This is a genomic window from Streptomyces sp. NPDC107498 (assembly GCF_055582805.1).
Window position 1 is genome coordinate 439,736 of the sequence record NZ_JBVJPE010000003.1, and the last position, 15,510, is coordinate 455,245.

The 15,510-nt window shown below is 74.1% G+C and carries 13 protein-coding genes; 6 read left to right on the forward strand and 7 right to left on the reverse strand.

What is annotated here, in order from left to right; genetic code table 11:
• Positions 1-172 precede the first annotated feature (172 nt).
• Positions 173-1,144, reverse strand: a complete 972-nt coding sequence (locus tag ACZ66Z_RS07700; protein ID WP_469933075.1) for a hypothetical protein — start codon at positions 1,142-1,144, stop codon at positions 173-175.
• Between the two features lie 328 nt (positions 1,145-1,472).
• On the opposite strand from ACZ66Z_RS07700, the gene ACZ66Z_RS07705 reads away from it, so the two are divergent.
• Entirely contained in the window at positions 1,473-3,194 is a 1,722-nt protein-coding gene (locus ACZ66Z_RS07705) for a chitinase (RefSeq protein WP_469933076.1), read from the forward strand.
• Between the two features lie 57 nt (positions 3,195-3,251).
• Here ACZ66Z_RS07705 and ACZ66Z_RS07710 read toward each other — a convergent pair whose 3' ends face one another.
• Positions 3,252-4,640: a serine/threonine-protein kinase gene (locus ACZ66Z_RS07710; RefSeq protein ID WP_469933077.1), complete on the reverse strand. Its 1,389-nt coding sequence runs from the start codon at positions 4,638-4,640 to the stop codon at positions 3,252-3,254.
• Between the two features lie 149 nt (positions 4,641-4,789).
• On the opposite strand from ACZ66Z_RS07710, the gene ACZ66Z_RS07715 reads away from it, so the two are divergent.
• On the forward strand, positions 4,790-6,142 hold the full coding sequence (locus ACZ66Z_RS07715; RefSeq protein WP_469933078.1) for a M14 family metallopeptidase: 1,353 nt from the start codon (positions 4,790-4,792) through the stop codon (positions 6,140-6,142).
• A 64-nt stretch (positions 6,143-6,206) separates the two neighbouring features.
• On the opposite strand, the gene ACZ66Z_RS07720 is transcribed toward ACZ66Z_RS07715, so the two are convergent.
• Genes ACZ66Z_RS07720 through ACZ66Z_RS07730 form a run of 3 tightly spaced genes read right to left on the reverse strand, consistent with a single transcriptional unit; the run spans position 6,207 to position 8,373 of the window.
• The gene (locus ACZ66Z_RS07720; protein WP_469933079.1) at positions 6,207-6,617 is read right to left on the reverse strand and encodes a RidA family protein; all 411 of its coding nucleotides are present in this window, start codon (positions 6,615-6,617) and stop codon (positions 6,207-6,209) included.
• Complete coding sequence (locus ACZ66Z_RS07725; protein ID WP_469933080.1) at positions 6,614-7,375, reverse strand: IclR family transcriptional regulator; 762 nt, start codon at positions 7,373-7,375, stop codon at positions 6,614-6,616. The genes ACZ66Z_RS07720 and ACZ66Z_RS07725 overlap by 4 nt, the downstream gene beginning before the upstream one ends.
• On the reverse strand, positions 7,372-8,373 hold the full coding sequence (locus ACZ66Z_RS07730) for a sugar kinase (RefSeq protein WP_469933200.1): 1,002 nt from the start codon (positions 8,371-8,373) through the stop codon (positions 7,372-7,374). The genes ACZ66Z_RS07725 and ACZ66Z_RS07730 overlap by 4 nt, the downstream gene beginning before the upstream one ends.
• A 354-nt stretch (positions 8,374-8,727) precedes the next feature.
• On the opposite strand from ACZ66Z_RS07730, the gene ACZ66Z_RS07735 reads away from it, so the two are divergent.
• On the forward strand, positions 8,728-9,993 hold the full coding sequence (locus ACZ66Z_RS07735) for an alanine racemase (RefSeq protein WP_469933081.1): 1,266 nt from the start codon (positions 8,728-8,730) through the stop codon (positions 9,991-9,993).
• An 18-nt stretch (positions 9,994-10,011) separates the two neighbouring features.
• Positions 10,012-11,601, forward strand: a complete 1,590-nt coding sequence (locus ACZ66Z_RS07740; protein ID WP_469933082.1) for an N-acyl-D-amino-acid deacylase family protein — start codon at positions 10,012-10,014, stop codon at positions 11,599-11,601.
• A 57-nt stretch (positions 11,602-11,658) separates the two neighbouring features.
• On the opposite strand, the gene mptB is transcribed toward ACZ66Z_RS07740, so the two are convergent.
• Positions 11,659-13,065 (reverse strand): polyprenol phosphomannose-dependent alpha 1,6 mannosyltransferase MptB, encoded by a 1,407-nt coding sequence (mptB, locus tag ACZ66Z_RS07745; protein WP_469933083.1) that lies wholly within the window; start codon positions 13,063-13,065, stop codon positions 11,659-11,661.
• Between the two features lie 68 nt (positions 13,066-13,133).
• Positions 13,134-13,646 carry a hypothetical protein gene (locus tag ACZ66Z_RS07750; protein ID WP_469933084.1) on the reverse strand — a complete coding sequence of 171 codons (513 nt, stop codon included), beginning with the start codon at positions 13,644-13,646 and terminating at the stop codon, positions 13,134-13,136.
• A gap of 127 nt (positions 13,647-13,773) precedes the next feature.
• Between ACZ66Z_RS07750 and ACZ66Z_RS07755 the strand changes: the two genes are divergently transcribed.
• Both ACZ66Z_RS07755 and ACZ66Z_RS07760 read left to right on the forward strand, forming a co-directional pair.
• The gene (locus ACZ66Z_RS07755) at positions 13,774-14,985 is read left to right on the forward strand and encodes a pyridoxal phosphate-dependent aminotransferase (RefSeq protein WP_469933085.1); all 1,212 of its coding nucleotides are present in this window, start codon (positions 13,774-13,776) and stop codon (positions 14,983-14,985) included.
• Positions 14,986-15,065: 80 nt separating this feature from the next.
• Positions 15,066-15,458 carry an SCO4983 family protein gene (locus ACZ66Z_RS07760; RefSeq protein WP_469933086.1) on the forward strand — a complete coding sequence of 131 codons (393 nt, stop codon included), beginning with the start codon at positions 15,066-15,068 and terminating at the stop codon, positions 15,456-15,458.
• Positions 15,459-15,510: the final 52 nt, after the last annotated feature.

Here is a 15,510-nt window from a genome sequence, read left to right on the forward strand (position 1 = left end):
GCGGCGCTGGCGGGAGTTCATGGCCGTACTTCCTCGGTCGGAGCGGTCGGAGCGTTCGGAGCGGTCGGAGCGGTCGGAGCGGGCGGAGCGGGCGGAGCGGGCGGAACGGTCGTCGGAACGGTCGGGGCACGGGTCCCGGCGGGCAGGGGCGGGCGGCGGTGCGCGGGTCCGTTCACGGCAGCGCGGCGCGGGCGGAACGGGCGCCGGGTCCGAGGGCGCGGGTCCCCGGGTCGGGTGGTGGCGGGGCGGCCGGGGGCAGCGGCGCGGCGCAGAAGCCGCAGCGGTCGCCGATGAGTTCCATCCCGCACCAGTGGCAGGTCTCGCGGCGTACGGAGGAGACGAGCTGGTAGAGGACGGACGGGTCGGGCAGGTACGCGGCGAACTCGACGAGCTTGCCGGTGCCCCACCAGTCGGGCGAGGACGCGGGCAGGGGCACCTCGTGCACGGGCCCCGGGATCCGCCACCGGGGTACGAGGGCGGTGGTGGGCCAGTCGGTCTGGAGCTGGCCGCGGGCGAGGAGGAGTTCGGTGGCGAACTCCGGTCCGGCGAGGGAGTCCCCGCCGGAACCGGAACCGGAACCGGAACCGCGACCGGAGCCGTGGCCGGAGCCGGAACCGTGGCCGGAACCGGAGCGCGAGCCGACCCGGACGATCTGCGGGGTCGGCCCGGCGAGGACGGCGAAGTGGGCGCCGGGGAGCCAGCCCTTGAGGTGGGAGCCGAGGCTCACGGGGACGCGGTCGAGCCGGGAGACGGAGCCGAGGACGGCGCCGGCGTAGATGTAGTGGGCGAGCAGCCGGGCGGCGGAGGCGAGGACCCCGGGGCTGAAGTCGCAGCCGGCGAGCTGGCGCAGCTGGCGGACGAGGACGGCCGCGCCGAGGGGCGGCAGGTCGGTCCTGACCAGTGCGATCCGGTCGCTCTCCAGGAGGGCGCGGACGGCGTGCAGGCGGTGCTCGACGGCGGTCGGCGCGGCGGTGGGACAGACGACGACCACGTGTCCGTGCCGGGCGAGGAGCTGCTGCATGTCGGCGAGGGAGGCGTCGAGCGAGCGGGTCCCGGGGGGCGGGAGCACGGCGGCCTGCGGGGTCCTGGGGTCGGTCGGCGGCAGCACCAGGTCGGTGCTGGTGACGGCGATCGCTGTCGGCACGTCGAACCCCCCGTCCCCTCCGGCCCCCGGTGCCCCGGGGACCGCGGATCACTTACCGCGTTCGCGACGTCACCGCAGGGTGCCGCCGTCTCTGCACCTTATCCACGTCCCCCGGGGTGGTGAACACACAATCCGCCAAGCTGCCTCCATTTGTTGCGGCCCCCGGGACCCCGCCGAACACCGTTCGCCGTCAGAGGTATTGACAATGCGATTGGTCTGGACCAACTTGTTCCGACAGCGGTGGCCGCCGCCGGTACCCCCGTACCCGCATCTCCCCTCCGTACGACGACGTACGGCACCTCCACATCCCCAACTCCCCCACCGGAGGATGCACGTGGACCGCACCACCACCCGCACGCGCGGCAGGCGCCGGCTCAGCGGAGCCCTCGCGCTCGCCGTCGGCTCCGGGCTCGTCCTCGTCGGCGGAGCCGGCACCGCACAGGCGGCGGACGTCAACGTCGCCAAGAACGCCGGGTTCGAGAACGGCCTCACCGGCTGGTCCTGTTCCGCCGGGAGCGGCGCCGCCGTCTCCTCCCCGGTCCGCACCGGCGCCGGCGCCCTGCGCGCCACCCCGGCCGGTCTCGACAACGCCAAGTGCGTGCAGACCGTGGCCGTGAAGCCCAACTCGACGTACACGCTGAGCGCCTGGGTCCAGGGCGGCTACGCCTACCTCGGCGCGAACAACACCGGGACCGGCACCGGCACCGTCTCCACCTGGACGCCCGACAGCCCCTCCTGGAAGCAGCTCACCACCACCTTCACCACCGGGGCGAGCACCACCTCCGTCGAGATCTACACCCACGGCTGGTACGGCACCTCGCCCTACCTCGTCGACGACGTGAGCGTCTTCGGGCCCGACGGGGGCGGCGGCCAGGACCCCGACCCGACCGCCCCGGCCACCCCGGCCGGCCTCGCCGCCGGCGCGGTCACCACCGGCTCCGTCGCCCTGAGCTGGAACGCGGTCTCCGGCGCCACGGGCTACAAGGTGTACCGGGACGGCGGCAACCCGCAGGCCGTGACCGGCACGTCCACCACCGTCACCGGGCTCACCGCCGACACCGCCTACCAGTTCCAGGTCTCCGCGACGAACGCCGCGGGCGAGTCCGCGAAGTCCGCCGCCGTGACGGCCCGCACCGCCAAGGCCACCGACCCGGGCCCCGGCCCGGCCGTGCCCAAGCACGCCGTCACCGGCTACTGGCAGAACTTCGACAACGGCGCGGCCAAGCAGAAGCTGCGGGACGTCCAGGCGGCGTACGACATCATCGCCGTCTCCTTCGCGGACTCCACCGCCGTGCCCGGCCACATCGCCTTCACCCTCGACCCGGCCGTCGGCTACGCCTCGGTCGCCGACTTCAAGGCGGACGTCGCGGCCAAGAAGGCGGCCGGCAAGTCCGTGATCCTCTCCGTCGGCGGCGAGAAGGGCAACGTCACCATCAACAGTGACGCCACCGCGACCGCCTTCGCCGACAGCGCGTACGCCCTGATGCAGGAGTACGGCTTCAACGGGATCGACATCGACCTGGAGCACGGCGTCAACGCCACGTACCTCACCAAGGCGCTGCGGCAGCTCTCCGCCAAGGCGGGCTCCTCCATGGTCCTGACGATGGCCCCGCAGACCATCGACATGCAGAACACCGGCTCCGAGTACTTCAAGACCGCGCTCGCCGTGAAGGACATCCTCACGGTGGTCAACACCCAGTACTACAACAGCGGTTCGATGCTGGGCTGCGACGGCAAGGTCTACAGCCAGGGCTCGGTGGACTTCCTCACCGCCCTCGCCTGCATCCAGCTCCAGGGCGGCCTCGCACCGTCGCAGGTCGGCCTGGGCGTCCCCGCCTCCACGCGGGGCGCGGGCAGCGGTTACGTCGACCCGCAGGTCGTGAAGAACGCGCTCGACTGCCTGGCCAGGGGCACCGGCTGCGGCACCTTCAAGCCGACCCAGACCTGGCCGTCGCTGCGCGGCGCCATGACCTGGTCGACCAACTGGGACGCGACGGCCGGCAACGCCTGGTCGAACGCGGTGGGTCCGCACGTGCACAACCTGCCGTAGCGGTCCCGAGGCCACGGCGCGGCGCCACCGCTCCCCCGGTGGCGCCGCGCCGTCGTCTCACGCGGGCAGGTAGTGGCGCAGCACCCGGTCGAGCAGCAGGATCCACTCGTCGACCCGGGCGGCGCGGCGGCCGTCGACCTCGCAGTCGTAGACCGAGCCGTCGTAGAGCGTGACGGCGACGCGCAGCACCCGGTCGCGCCGGACGCGCTCGTACCGTACGGCGCCGATCTCGCTCCAGAGGAAGTCGGCCTCCTCGCCGAAGAAGTGCAGGGACACCCCGGCCCCGTCGACGGCGATGCCGGAGTTCCGGTCGGCGGCGGCGAAGTCCGGCGCGGGCGGCGGCGGCGCGAGGGGCGGCGGCGGAAGGTGGTGATAGGCGGGATGCGGTACGGGGGCGGGGACGGCGTGCGGTACGGGGGCGGGGGCCGCGTCCTGGACACCGGCACCCGGCGTCGGCAGCGCGTGGCCGGGCGGCAGCACGGCGCCGAAGGCCCCGGGCACGGCGTCGACGGGCGGCCCCTGGGGCGCGGGCGTCGGCACCGCGTCGACGGGCGTCGACGCGGCCACCCGGGGGTCCGGCACCATGGACGGCATCGAGGGCGCCACGGGCGGCCCGAACGCCCCGACCCCAGCCCCGGCCCCAGCCCCGCCCCCTGCCCCGGGCCCGGGCCGGTCCTCCGTCAGCTCGTCCATGAGGGCGTCCGGAGTGGGCCGTTCGGCGGGGTTCTTGGCGAGGCAGCGTCCCACGAGCGGCCGCAGCGCCTCCGGCACGGCGCCGAGGTCGGGGGCCTCGTGCACCGACCGGTACATGAGCCCCATCGGCGTCCCCCCGCCGAAGGGCCGCCCGCCGGCCGCGGCGACGAGGACGGCGCCGAGCGCGAAGACGTCGGCGGCGCCGGTCACCTCCTCGCCGAGGGCCTGTTCGGGGGCGAGGTAGCCGGGGGTGCCGAAGGCGGAGCCGGTGGCGGTGAGCCGGGTGGACTCCAGGGCGCGGGCGATCCCGAAGTCGAGGACGCGCGGCCCGTCGGCGGCCATGACGATGTTGCCGGGCTTGAGGTCGCGGTGGACGAGCCCGCAGGCGTGGATCGCCTCCAGGGCCTCGGCGAGCGCGGCGCCGAGGGAGCGCAGCCGCGGCTCGTCCATGGGGCCCTCGGCGGTGAGGAGTCCGGAGAGCGTGGGCCCCGGGATGTAGGCGGTGGCGAGCCAGGGGGACTCCGCCTCGGGGTCAGCGTCGACGACCTGTGCGGTGTGGAAGCCGCCGACCTGCCGGGCCGCGGCGACCTCGGCGCGGAAGCGGGCGCGGAAGGACGGGTCGGAGGCGAGTTCCGGCCGTGCGACCTTGACGGCGACGGCGCGCCCGCCGCGCGATCGGGCCAGGTAGACGGTGCCCATGCCGCCTTCGCCCAGCTTGTGCTCGATGACGTATCTACCGATGAGGGTCCCCACGCGGGACAGTATGGCCGAACTCCCTCCCTTGACCCGTTCATGACATCGCCGGACCATGTGCCCGGACACGTACACGTCCGGGCCGCCACGTGCCCGGACACCCGCACGGCTCGGTCGCACTCCCCCACACTCCCCACCCAGGAGACAGCATGCGACGTCCCCTCCGCGGCAGAAGGTCCGCCACCCTCGCGGCCCTCGCGGCGTTCGCCCTCGCGGCGCCCCTCTCCGCGCTCACCACACCCGCCGGGGCCGACCCGGCGCCGACCGCCGCCCGCATCGCCGTCGGCGCGGAGGAGGTGATCCGGCAGTACGAGATCGCCGGACCGTCCACCGTCGCCGCCCGCACCGCCCTGGCCGCCACCGGCGTCTCGATCGACGAGGTCGACGCCCGCTCGGTCGTCGTCAGCGCCGACACCGAGCAACTCGCCCGGCTCAAGGCCCTCGGCTACCGGCCGGTCGCCCTGCCCGGCCCGCCGGACCGCGCCACCGGGGCCGACAAGACGCTCGGCCCGGCCGACTTCCCCTCCGCCGACGCGAAGTACCACAACTACGCGGAGACGAACGCGGAGATCGACCAGCGCCTCGCCGCCCACCCCTCGATCATGAGCAAGCGGGTCATCGGCAAGACGTACCAGGGCCGCGACATCGTCGCCATCAAGGTCAGCGACAACGTCGGCACGGACGAGGCCGAGCCCGAGGTCCTCTTCACCCACCACCAGCACGCCCGCGAGCACCTCACCGTCGAGATGGCGCTCTACCTGCTGCGCGAACTCGGCGCGGGCTACGGCACTGACGCCCGCATCACGAACATGGTGAACAACCGGGAGATCTGGATCGTCCCGGACCTCAACCCGGACGGCGGCGAGTACGACATCGCGAGCGGCTCCTACCGCAGCTGGCGCAAGAACCGCCAGCCCAACGCCAACTCCTCCTACATCGGCACCGACCTCAACCGGAACTGGGACTACAAGTGGGGCTGCTGCGGCGGCTCCTCCGGCACGAAGAGCTCCGAGACCTACCGGGGCGCGGCCCCCGAGTCCGCTCCCGAGGTGAAGGTGGTCGCCGACTTCGTCCGCTCCCGGGTGGTCGGCGGCAAGCAGCAGATCACGGCGGCCATCGACTTCCACACGTACAGCGAGCTGGTCCTCTGGCCCTTCGGCTGGACCACGGCGAACACCACCACCGGCATGACCCAGGACGACCGCGACGCCTTCGCGACCGTCGGCGGCCGGATGGCCGCGAGCAACGGCTACACGCCCGAGCAGTCCAGCGACCTGTACATCACGGACGGCTCGATCGACGACTACCTGTGGGGCACGCAGAAGATCTTCGCGTACACCTTCGAGATGTACCCGTCGTCCGGCGGCGGCGGCTTCTACCCGCCCGACGAGGTCATCGAGCGGGAGACGAGCCGCAACCGCGACGCCGTCCTCCAGCTCCTGGAGAACGCCGACTGCATGTATCGCTCGATCGGCAAGCAGGCGCAGTACTGCGCGGCCTGACGGCCCGTGGGAAAGGGGTGCCCCGGTCGCGCCGACCGGGGCACCCCTTCGTCCCGCCCCCGTCTCAGTCCAGGACGGCGAGGGCGTCGATCTCGATGAGGAGGCCGGGCGGGAGGCCGACGTAGACCGTGGTGCGGGCGGCGGCGGGCGCCTTGAGGTCCTGCTCCTCGAAGTACCGGTCGTAGATCTCGTTCATCTCCGCGAAGTGGTCCACGTCGGTGAGGTAGACGCGCATCATCATCACGTCCTCCCAGCTCGCGCCGCCCTCCTCCAGGACCGCCCTGACGTTGGCGAAGGTCTGGAGGGTCTGCTCGCGCAGGGTCGGGCCCGCGACCGTCGGGGCCCGTCCCTCGACGGCGGGCAGGAAGCCGACCTGGCCGGCGACCTGGAGGATGTTGCCCTTCCGCACGCCGTGCGAGAACTTCGCGGGCGGGGCGGTGTGGGTGGCGGGAATGATCGCGGTCTTCTCGTTCATGCGGTGTCCTTCGTAGCGGGCTTGCCGGAGTACTCGCGGCTGATGGCGTCCGCGGTGCCGCGCACCTCCGGGAGGAGGGTGAGGAGTTCCTCGGCGGTGACGACCACGTTGGGCGCCGAGACCGACAGGGCCGCGACGACCCGCCCGTCGGCGCCCCGGACGGGTGCGCCGACGCAGTTGATGGACTCCTCGTGGCCACCGAGGTCGGTGGCCCAGCCCTGTTCGCGCACGGTCGCCAGCTCCCTGAGCAGGGCGGCGGCGTTCGGCGTCGAACGGGGCGTGTACGGGGGGTAGTCGAGCTTCGCGGCGACGGCGCGCCGCTCCGGCTCGGGCAGGTCGGCGAGGAGCAGCTTGGCGACGGCGGCGACGGTGATCGCGACGGGCTTGCCGATGCGCGAGTACATGCGGACCGGGTAGCGGCTCTCGACCTTGTCGATGTAGACGACCTCGCCCTCCTCGTACACGGCGAGGTGGACCGTGTGCCCGATCCGCTCGTTGAGGGCGAGGAGGTAGGGATGGGCGACCTCGCGGACGTCCAGGTTCTCGACGGCCTCCTGGGCGAGCGCGAAGAGGCGGGCGCCGAGGCGGTAGCGCTGGTCCTGCTGCCGGTGGACGAGACCGTGCTCGTGGAGGGTGCGCAGCAGCCGCAGGGCCGTGGACTTGTGGACGCCGAGCCGCTCGGCGACCTGCCCGAGGTCGGCGGGCCCCCGGGCGAGCAGCGGCAGGATGCTGAGCGCCCGGTCGACGGTCTGGCTCATGGCGTGCGTACCTCCTGGTCGTCCCCCGTCCAGCCGGGGCCGAGGTGAAGTGTGCCCCAGGCCTCGGCGTCGAGCGCGGCCAGCCGGTCGGCGCGGCCCCGGCGGGGCGGCCGCGCCAGATCGCCCGGCACGGTGAGCGCGGCGGCGGCCGCGAGGTGCCCGTGGCGCAGCCGCGCGGTCATGTCGAGCCCGCGGAGGGTCCCGGAGAGGAACCCGGCGGCGAAGGCGTCCCCGGCGCCGATCGGGGAGACGACGGTGACGCGGGGGGCGGGGACGGGGGTGACGGCGTCGCGCTCGCGCGGGGCGGGAACGGGGGCGGGGCGGCGCTCGAACGCCACCGCCCCCTCCCCGCCCCGCTTCACCACCAGCACCGCCGGCCGCGCCAGCACCGCACGGATCGCGGCCGGGTCCCCGCAGCCCCACAGCGCCGCCGCCTCGTCCGCGCCCACGAAGACGACGTCCGCCCGGCGTGCGAGGTCCAGCAGTACGGCGGAGGCGCCGCCGTCCCGCCACAGTCCCGGCCGGTGGTTCACGTCGAACGAGACGAGCGGCCGCCCGGGCCGTGGCGCGGTGAGCTCCCGCATCAGCGCCAGGCAGTCGGCGGAGAGGGCGGCGGTGATGCCGGTGAGGTGGAGGATCCGGGCCCCGGCGACGGAGTCGTACGGGACGGTGGCGGGCGACATGGCGGAGGCGGCGGACCCCGCCCGGTAGTAGAGGACCTCGTGGGCGTCGGTGGCCCGGTCCTCGTCGGTGCGGAAGTAGACGCCGGTCGGCCGGTGCGGGTCGCGGTCGACGGCGCCGACGTCGACCCCGTACCCCGCGATCGTGTCGACGAGGTGGTCGCCGAAGCCGTCGCGGCCGACGCGGCCGACCCAGCGGGCGCGGTGCCCGGCGGCGGCGAGGGCGCAGGCGACGTTGGACTCGGCGCCGCCGATCGCGCGGGTGAAGGAGGGGACGTCGGCGAGGCGACCGGGCCGGGAGGGCAGGAGGGCGACCATGGACTCGCCGAGGCAGACGACGTCGGGGCGGACGGTGTCAGGACGGACGCTGTCGGGGCGGAGGGTGTCGGGGCCGACGGTGTCGGGACGGATGACGTCGGGGTGGAGGGTGTCGGGGCCGACGGTGTCGGGACGGATGACGTCGGAGTGGAGGGTGTCGGGGCCGACGGCGTCCGGGGCCTCGACCGCGGACGGGACTGCGACCGCGGACGGGGACGCGGATTCGCTCACGATCGGGTTCCCTCCGCCTCGTGCGGGTCCATTGACCCGGCCTCGGCCCGGATGTTAGACAGCCTTGAGCACCATGCGCAATGAGCGTTGCACAGTGCGCAACACCCGCAACGAGGAGACCTCATGCCCGACCTGGCGAACGAGCGCGTCGACCACCGCTTCAAGGCCCTGCCCCCGGACGCCGAGGGCCTGACCGTCGGCGCGCTCTCCGCCCAGCGGCGCAACCTCTTCACCGGCGGCTTCACCACCCCCGTCCTCGCCCTCTCCGCCGAGTCCGTCGAGCACAACCTGCGCCTCCTGGAGGCCTACTCCGAGCGCCACGGCCTCGCCTTCGCCCCGCACGGCAAGACCTCCATGGCCCCCCAGCTCTTCGACCGGCAGCTGGAGCACGGCGCCTGGGGCATCACCGCCGCCGTCCCGCACCAGGCCCGCGTCTACCGCGCGCACGGCGTCGCCCGGATCTTCCTGGCCAACGAGCTCGTGGACGCCGCCGCCCTGCGCTGGCTCGCCGCCGAGCTCGACGCCGACCCGGACTTCCGCTTCGTCTGCTACGTCGACTCCGTGCGGGGCGTCGAGCTGATGGACGAGGCCCTGCGCGCGGCCGGCGCGGTCCGCCCCGTGGACGTGGTCGTCGAGCTGGCCGCCGGGGCGACCGGGCGCACGGGCGTGCGGACGGATCCGGAGTGCGCGGCCGTCGCCGACGCGGTCGCGGCCGCCCCCGCCCTGCGGCTGGTCGGCGTCGCCGGGTACGAGGGCACGATGCCCGGGGCCGACGCCGACTCGGTGCGCGCGTGGCTGCACCGGCTCGTCGGGCTCGCGGTCGACTTCGACAAGGCCGGCCGCTTCGACCCCGCCGTCGGCGAGATCGTGGTGAGCGCGGGCGGCAGCGAGTGGTTCGACACGGTCGCCGAGGTCTTCGCGGAGGTCCCCGACCTCTCCCTCCCGGTCCTGAAGCTGCTGCGCTCCGGCGCGTACGTCTCGCACGACGACGGCCAGTACCGCGACCGCACCCCGTTCAACCGGATCCCCGAGGAGGGCGCGCTGCGGCCCGCGTTCCGGCTCTGGTCGCAGGTCGTCTCCCGCCCCACCGCCGAGCAGGCCTTCACCAACGCGGGCAAGCGGGACGCCGCCCACGACCTGCACCTCCCCGAGGCACAGGTGGTCCGTGACGCCCGCACGGGTGAGATCCGCGCCGCGGAGGGCATCACCGTGACGGGCCTCTCCGACCAGCACGCCTGGCTCCGCACCGAACCGGGCGCGGACCTGGAGGTCGGCGACTGGGTGGGGATGGGCCTGTCGCACCCCTGCACGATCTTCGACAAGTGGCAGCTGATCCCGCTCGTCGAGGCGGACGGCACGGTGGTCGACCACATCCGCACGTTCTTCTAGGAGCGAGGGGGCACCGGGGTGATGGACCTCGTCTTCCGCGACGCGGAGGTCGTCGACGGCAGCGGCGGCGACTCCTACCGGGCCGACGTCGGGATCGAGGGCGGCCGGATCGTCTCGATCGTCAAGGAGGCCGCGGCGGCCGGCTGCCAGCGTCCGACCGCCCGCCGCGTCCTGGACGTCGAGGGCCTCGCCCTGGCGCCCGGTTTCATCGACATGCACGCCCACAGCGACCTCGCGCTGCTCCGCGACCCGGACCACAGCGCGAAGGCCGCGCAGGGCGTGACCCTCGAAGTCCTGGGGCAGGACGGACTGTCGTACGCCCCCGTCGACGACCGCACGCTCGCGGAGGTGCGCCGGACGATCAGCGGCTGGAACGGCGGCGCGCCCGGGGACACCAGCGTCGACCTCGACTGGCGCACGGTCGGCGAGTACCTGGACCGGCTGGACGCCGGGGTCGCCGTGAACGCCGCGTACCTCGTCCCCCAGGGCACGGTCCGGATGTACGCGATGGGCTGGGAGGACCGTCCGGCGACGGAGGCCGAGCTGAACCGGATGCGGCGTCTGGTCGCCGAGGGCCTCGAACAGGGCGCGGTCGGCATGTCCTCCGGCCTCACCTACACCCCCGGGATGTACGCGCCGGACTCCGAGCTCACCGAGCTGTGCCGGGTCGTGGCGGAGTACGGCGGCTACTACTGCCCGCACCACCGCTCGTACGGCGCGGGGGCGCTGCGCGCGTACGGGGAGATGGTGGCGCTCGCCCGCGGGGCCGGCTGCGCCCTCCACCTGGCCCACGCCACCATGAACTTCGACGTGAACGAGGGCCGCGCCCCGGAACTCCTCGCCCTCCTCGACGAGGCCCTCGACGCGGGCGCCGACATCAGTCTCGACACGTACCCGTACACCCCCGGCAGCACGACCCTGCTCGCGCTGCTCCCGAGCTGGGCGGGCGAAGGCGGCCCCGACGCGACCCTGGAGCGCCTCCGCGACGCAGCCACGGCGGAACGGATCCGGCACCACCTGGAGGAACTCGGCTCGGACGGCTGCCACGGGGTGCCCGTCGACTGGGCGACGATCGAGATCGCGGGCGTCTCCGACCCGGCCCTGGCGGGCCTGGTGGGCACCCGCGTCGACACCTGGCGGACGGCCCGCCGGCTCCTCGTCGAGGACCGCCTGGGCACGACGATCCTCCAGCACGTGGGTCACGAGGAGAACGTCCGGACGATCATGCGCCACCGGGTGCACACGGGCGGCTCGGACGGCATCCTCCACGGCCTCAAGCCGCACCCGCGCGCGTACGGCACGTTCCCGGAGTACCTGGGGCGGTACGTGCGCGAGCTCGGCGTCCTCTCCCTGGAGGAGTGCGTCGCCCACCTCACCTCCCGCCCGGCCGCCCGCCTCCGCCTCCCGGACCGGGGCCTGGTGAAGGAGGGCCACGTGGCGGACCTGGTCCTCTTCGACCCGACAACGGTCGCGTCGGGCGCGACGTACGAGAACCCCCGGACCCTCCCGGTGGGCATCCCCCACGTCCTGGTCGACGGCAGGTTCGTGATGGAGGACGGCAGGAGAACGGACGTCCTGGCGGGAAGGTCGATCCGCCGCACCGCATGAGGCGTGGGCGATCGTTCCGCCCACGACGGAACGGCGCCTTCGCGGGCGCCTCCGCCCCTACCGCCCGGCAGCCACGGGAGCGGCCTCCTCCAGGGCGGCGCTCCCCCACGACGACCTCCGGACCCACAGGAGCCCCGCTCCCAGCACCACCCCCGCCAGCACGAACCCGTACCAGGGCGTGTGTCCCGAGGGCTGCGTCTCGTACACCAGCGCCGCCGACAGCACGGCCAGCACCTGCCCCGCCCGCCCCCGCCAGGCGACCGCCGCGACGACGACCGTCCCCCACAGCAGGTACCAGGGCTGGACCATCGGCGAGAGCGCGACGAGCGCGACCAGCGACAGCCCGAGCCCGAGAACGGGGTCGAGACGCCCCCGGTGGGCCCGCCACGCGAGCACCGCGATGAGCGCGAGGGCGAGGGCGAGGCCCAGCTTCTGCACGACGGCCTTGACCGGGTCCGGGTCGCCGAGGAGCGCCCCGAGCCCCAGTCCCAGGTCGCTCGTCACGGACAGCGGCGTGTGGATGGCCGCGGCCACGCCCTGCGTCCGTGCCCATCCGAACCCGGTCCCCGCCAGCACCGACGCCCCCGCCGCCACCGTCGCCGCGACGGCTCCCGGCAGGACGAGCCCCTTCACCAGGCCCCGCGCGCCGCCCCCGCGCGCCACCATCACCCCGATGAAGAGCAGGGCCACCGCCGCCGGGGACTTCACCATCACGGCGAAGCCGACGAGGACGGAGCCGAGCACCCACCGCCCGCGCGTGGCGAGCAGGACGCCGCCGAGCATGAGGCCGATCATCAGCCCGTCGTTGTGCATGCCGCCGACGACGTGGATCAGGAGCAGCGGATTGAGCACGGCGAGCCAGAGGCCGCCCCCGCCGCCCCCGAGCCCCCGCACCGCCCACACGATCAGGACGAGCGCGCCGAGGGCGATCAGCCGCATCCCGAGGACGGCGGGCACGACCGCCCCGCCGGTCGCCTTCACGACGGCCGCGGCGAGGAGCAGGAAGGCGGGCCCGTAGGGCGCGGGGGTGTCGGTCCAGTTCCCGCCGACGCTGGCGGCCGCGTCGGCCCCGAGGTCGCCGGGGCCGAGGACGGAGGGCCCGGCCCCGTACACGTCGTGGCCCGACAGGACCATGCCGCCCTGGGCGACGTAGCTGTAGACGTCGGCGCTGTGCAGCGGCGGGGCGAGGAGCAGCGGCGCGGCCCAGCAGGCGAGGGTGGCGGGGACCCCGTCGCGCGGGCCCCGGGCGAGGAGCACGCCGTAGCGCCACCAGGCGGCGACGAGCAGGGTCAGGCCGAGGTGGGCGAGGACGGCGCCGGCGACGGTGAGGGCGGAGCCGCGCGACTGCCACAGCGGTCCGCCGCCGAGGACCGGAAGGGTGCCGGCCGCGTACCCGCCGACGGTGACGGCGAGCGATCCGCCCGCACCCAGCCACCGGCATCCGGAGGCACTGAAGACCCACATGACGTGCCAACCTATCCCGGCTGCCCGACGTCCCGGACCGGGGTCGCGGCCCCGCCGCGCGGGCCGCCCTACTTCGGGTGCCTGTTCCCTCCCCGCCCCTTGCCCGGCTTCTCCGGCCGACCGCCGTCCGAGGCCGTGGCGCCGGCCGTCGGTCCGGCTGTCGGCGCGGCCGCCGTCGGGGCGCCCGGGGCCTCCGGAGCGGTGGTCGCCGCCCCGGACGGAGCAGTGGCGGCCGTCGTCCTCGCGGAGGACGCGGGCCCGTCCGTACGGTCGCCGGGCACGGACGCGGCGCCGCCGCCCGAGGAGCCGGAGGCCACGGCTGCCGGGGTCCGCCGCGTCGTCGGCGACCCGTCGGTCGGTTCGGCCCGGATCAGCGCGGGCGGTCCGTCCGCCCCGCCGTCGGCGGGGGACCGCGTGCCGCCGCTCTTGCCGAGACCGCCGGCGAGCAGCGCGGCGGCGAGCCCGAGGACGGTGACGCCGCCCCCGGTGAGCAGCCACACCGCCCCGCGGCCCCGGCGTGCGGAGGCGTGACGGCGCCGGGCGCGCCGTGACCCGGCGGCTCCGGGATCGAGGTGGTCCATGGCCCGGATTGTAGGGAGCACGACACCGCCGATGCGATGCGGGTCACAGTCCGCCGCGCCCGGTCCGGTTGTCCGACGTGTCCCAAAACACTCGGCGTCCCGGTCGAGCCCGCCGTAAGCTCTCGTCATGCAGGTGATCCAGTCCACGAAGCTCGCCAACGTCTGTTACGAAATCCGGGGTCCGGTGCTCGAAGAGGCGATGCGGCTTGAGGCCGCGGGTCATCGCATCCTCAAGCTGAACACGGGCAATCCGGCCGCCTTCGGCTTCGAGTGTCCGCCCGCGATCCTGGAGGACGTGCTCCGCAACCTCTCCGAGGCGCACGGCTACGGCGACGCGAAGGGGCTGCTCTCGGCCCGCCGGGCGGTGATGAGCCACTACGAGACCAAGGGCATCCCGCTCTCCGTCGAGGACATCTACCTGGGCAACGGCGTCTCGGAGCTGATCCAGATGTCGATGCAGGCGCTGCTCGACGACGGCGACGAGGTCCTCGTCCCGGCCCCGGACTATCCGCTGTGGACCGCCTCGGTCTCGCTCGCGGGCGGTACGGCGGTGCACTACCGCTGCGACGAGCAGTCCGACTGGATGCCGGACCTCGCGGACATCGAGCGGAAGATCACCGACCGCACCAAGGCGATCGTGATCATCAACCCGAACAACCCGACGGGTGCCGTCTACGACGACGAGATGCTCCGCTCGCTGACGGAGATCGCCCGCCGGCACGACCTGGTCGTCTGCTCGGACGAGATCTACGACAAGATCCTCTACGACGGCACCACGCACACCCCGACCGCCGCGGTCGCCCCCGACCTCCTCGTGCTCACCTTCAACGGGATGAGCAAGAACTACCGGGTGGCCGGTTTCCGCTCCGGCTGGCTCGCGGTCTGCGGCCCGAAGCACCACGCGTCCTCGTACATCGAGGGCCTCACGATCCTCGCCAACATGCGCCTCTGCGCGAACATGCCGGCGCAGCACGCGGTGGCCGCCGCGCTCCAGGGCCGGCAGTCGATCGAGGACCTGGTGCTGCCGGGCGGGCGGCTCCTGGAGCAGCGGGACACGGCGTACGAGCTGCTGACGCAGATCCCGGGCGTGACGTGCGTGAAGCCGAAGGGCGCGCTGTACCTCTTCCCGCGCCTCGACCCGAACGTCTACAAGATCAAGGACGACCGGCAGATGGTCCTGGACCTGCTGCGGGCCGAGAAGATCATGGTCGTGCACGGGACGGGCTTCAACTGGCACGAGCCCGACCACTTCCGGATCGTCACGCTGCCGGCGGCCGCGGACCTGGCGGACGCGGTGACGCGGATCGGCCGGTTCCTGGACGGGTACGGCCAGCCCTGATCCCGCACTCCGGACAACGCTCAACTTTAGATTCGATCTAAGCTAGGATGGCCTTCGGAGCACCTCAGGAGGCCGTCCCCATGTACGAACCGATCCGCACCAAGTCGGTCCACCGGATGGCCGACGACGCCCAGGACGCGTACCCGCACCGCTCCCGCGAGGAGGAGCTGGACATCCAGCTCGCCGGACACCTCGCCGCCCTGCTCGCCGTCACCGACGAGCTGGGCGACAAGGAGGCCGGCGAGCTGATCGCCCGGCAGGTGGCGCGGCTGCGCGGCGCACCGCCCGCGCGGAACGCCGGACTGAGCGGTTCGTCCGCGCAGGACCTGCACCGCAGGGCGCACACCCTCGCGGGCCGCGCACTGGTCGTCGCCGCCTCCCGGGCCGACACGGCCGCCGCGATCCTCGCCGCCGAGCGCATGGACGCGCACACCGCGGCGCTGGCCGGGGACACCCTGGTCGCCGCCCCCTGACGGCCCCGGTCCGCGTGGCACGAACCACGCGGACCGGGCGCCACTCACCGGC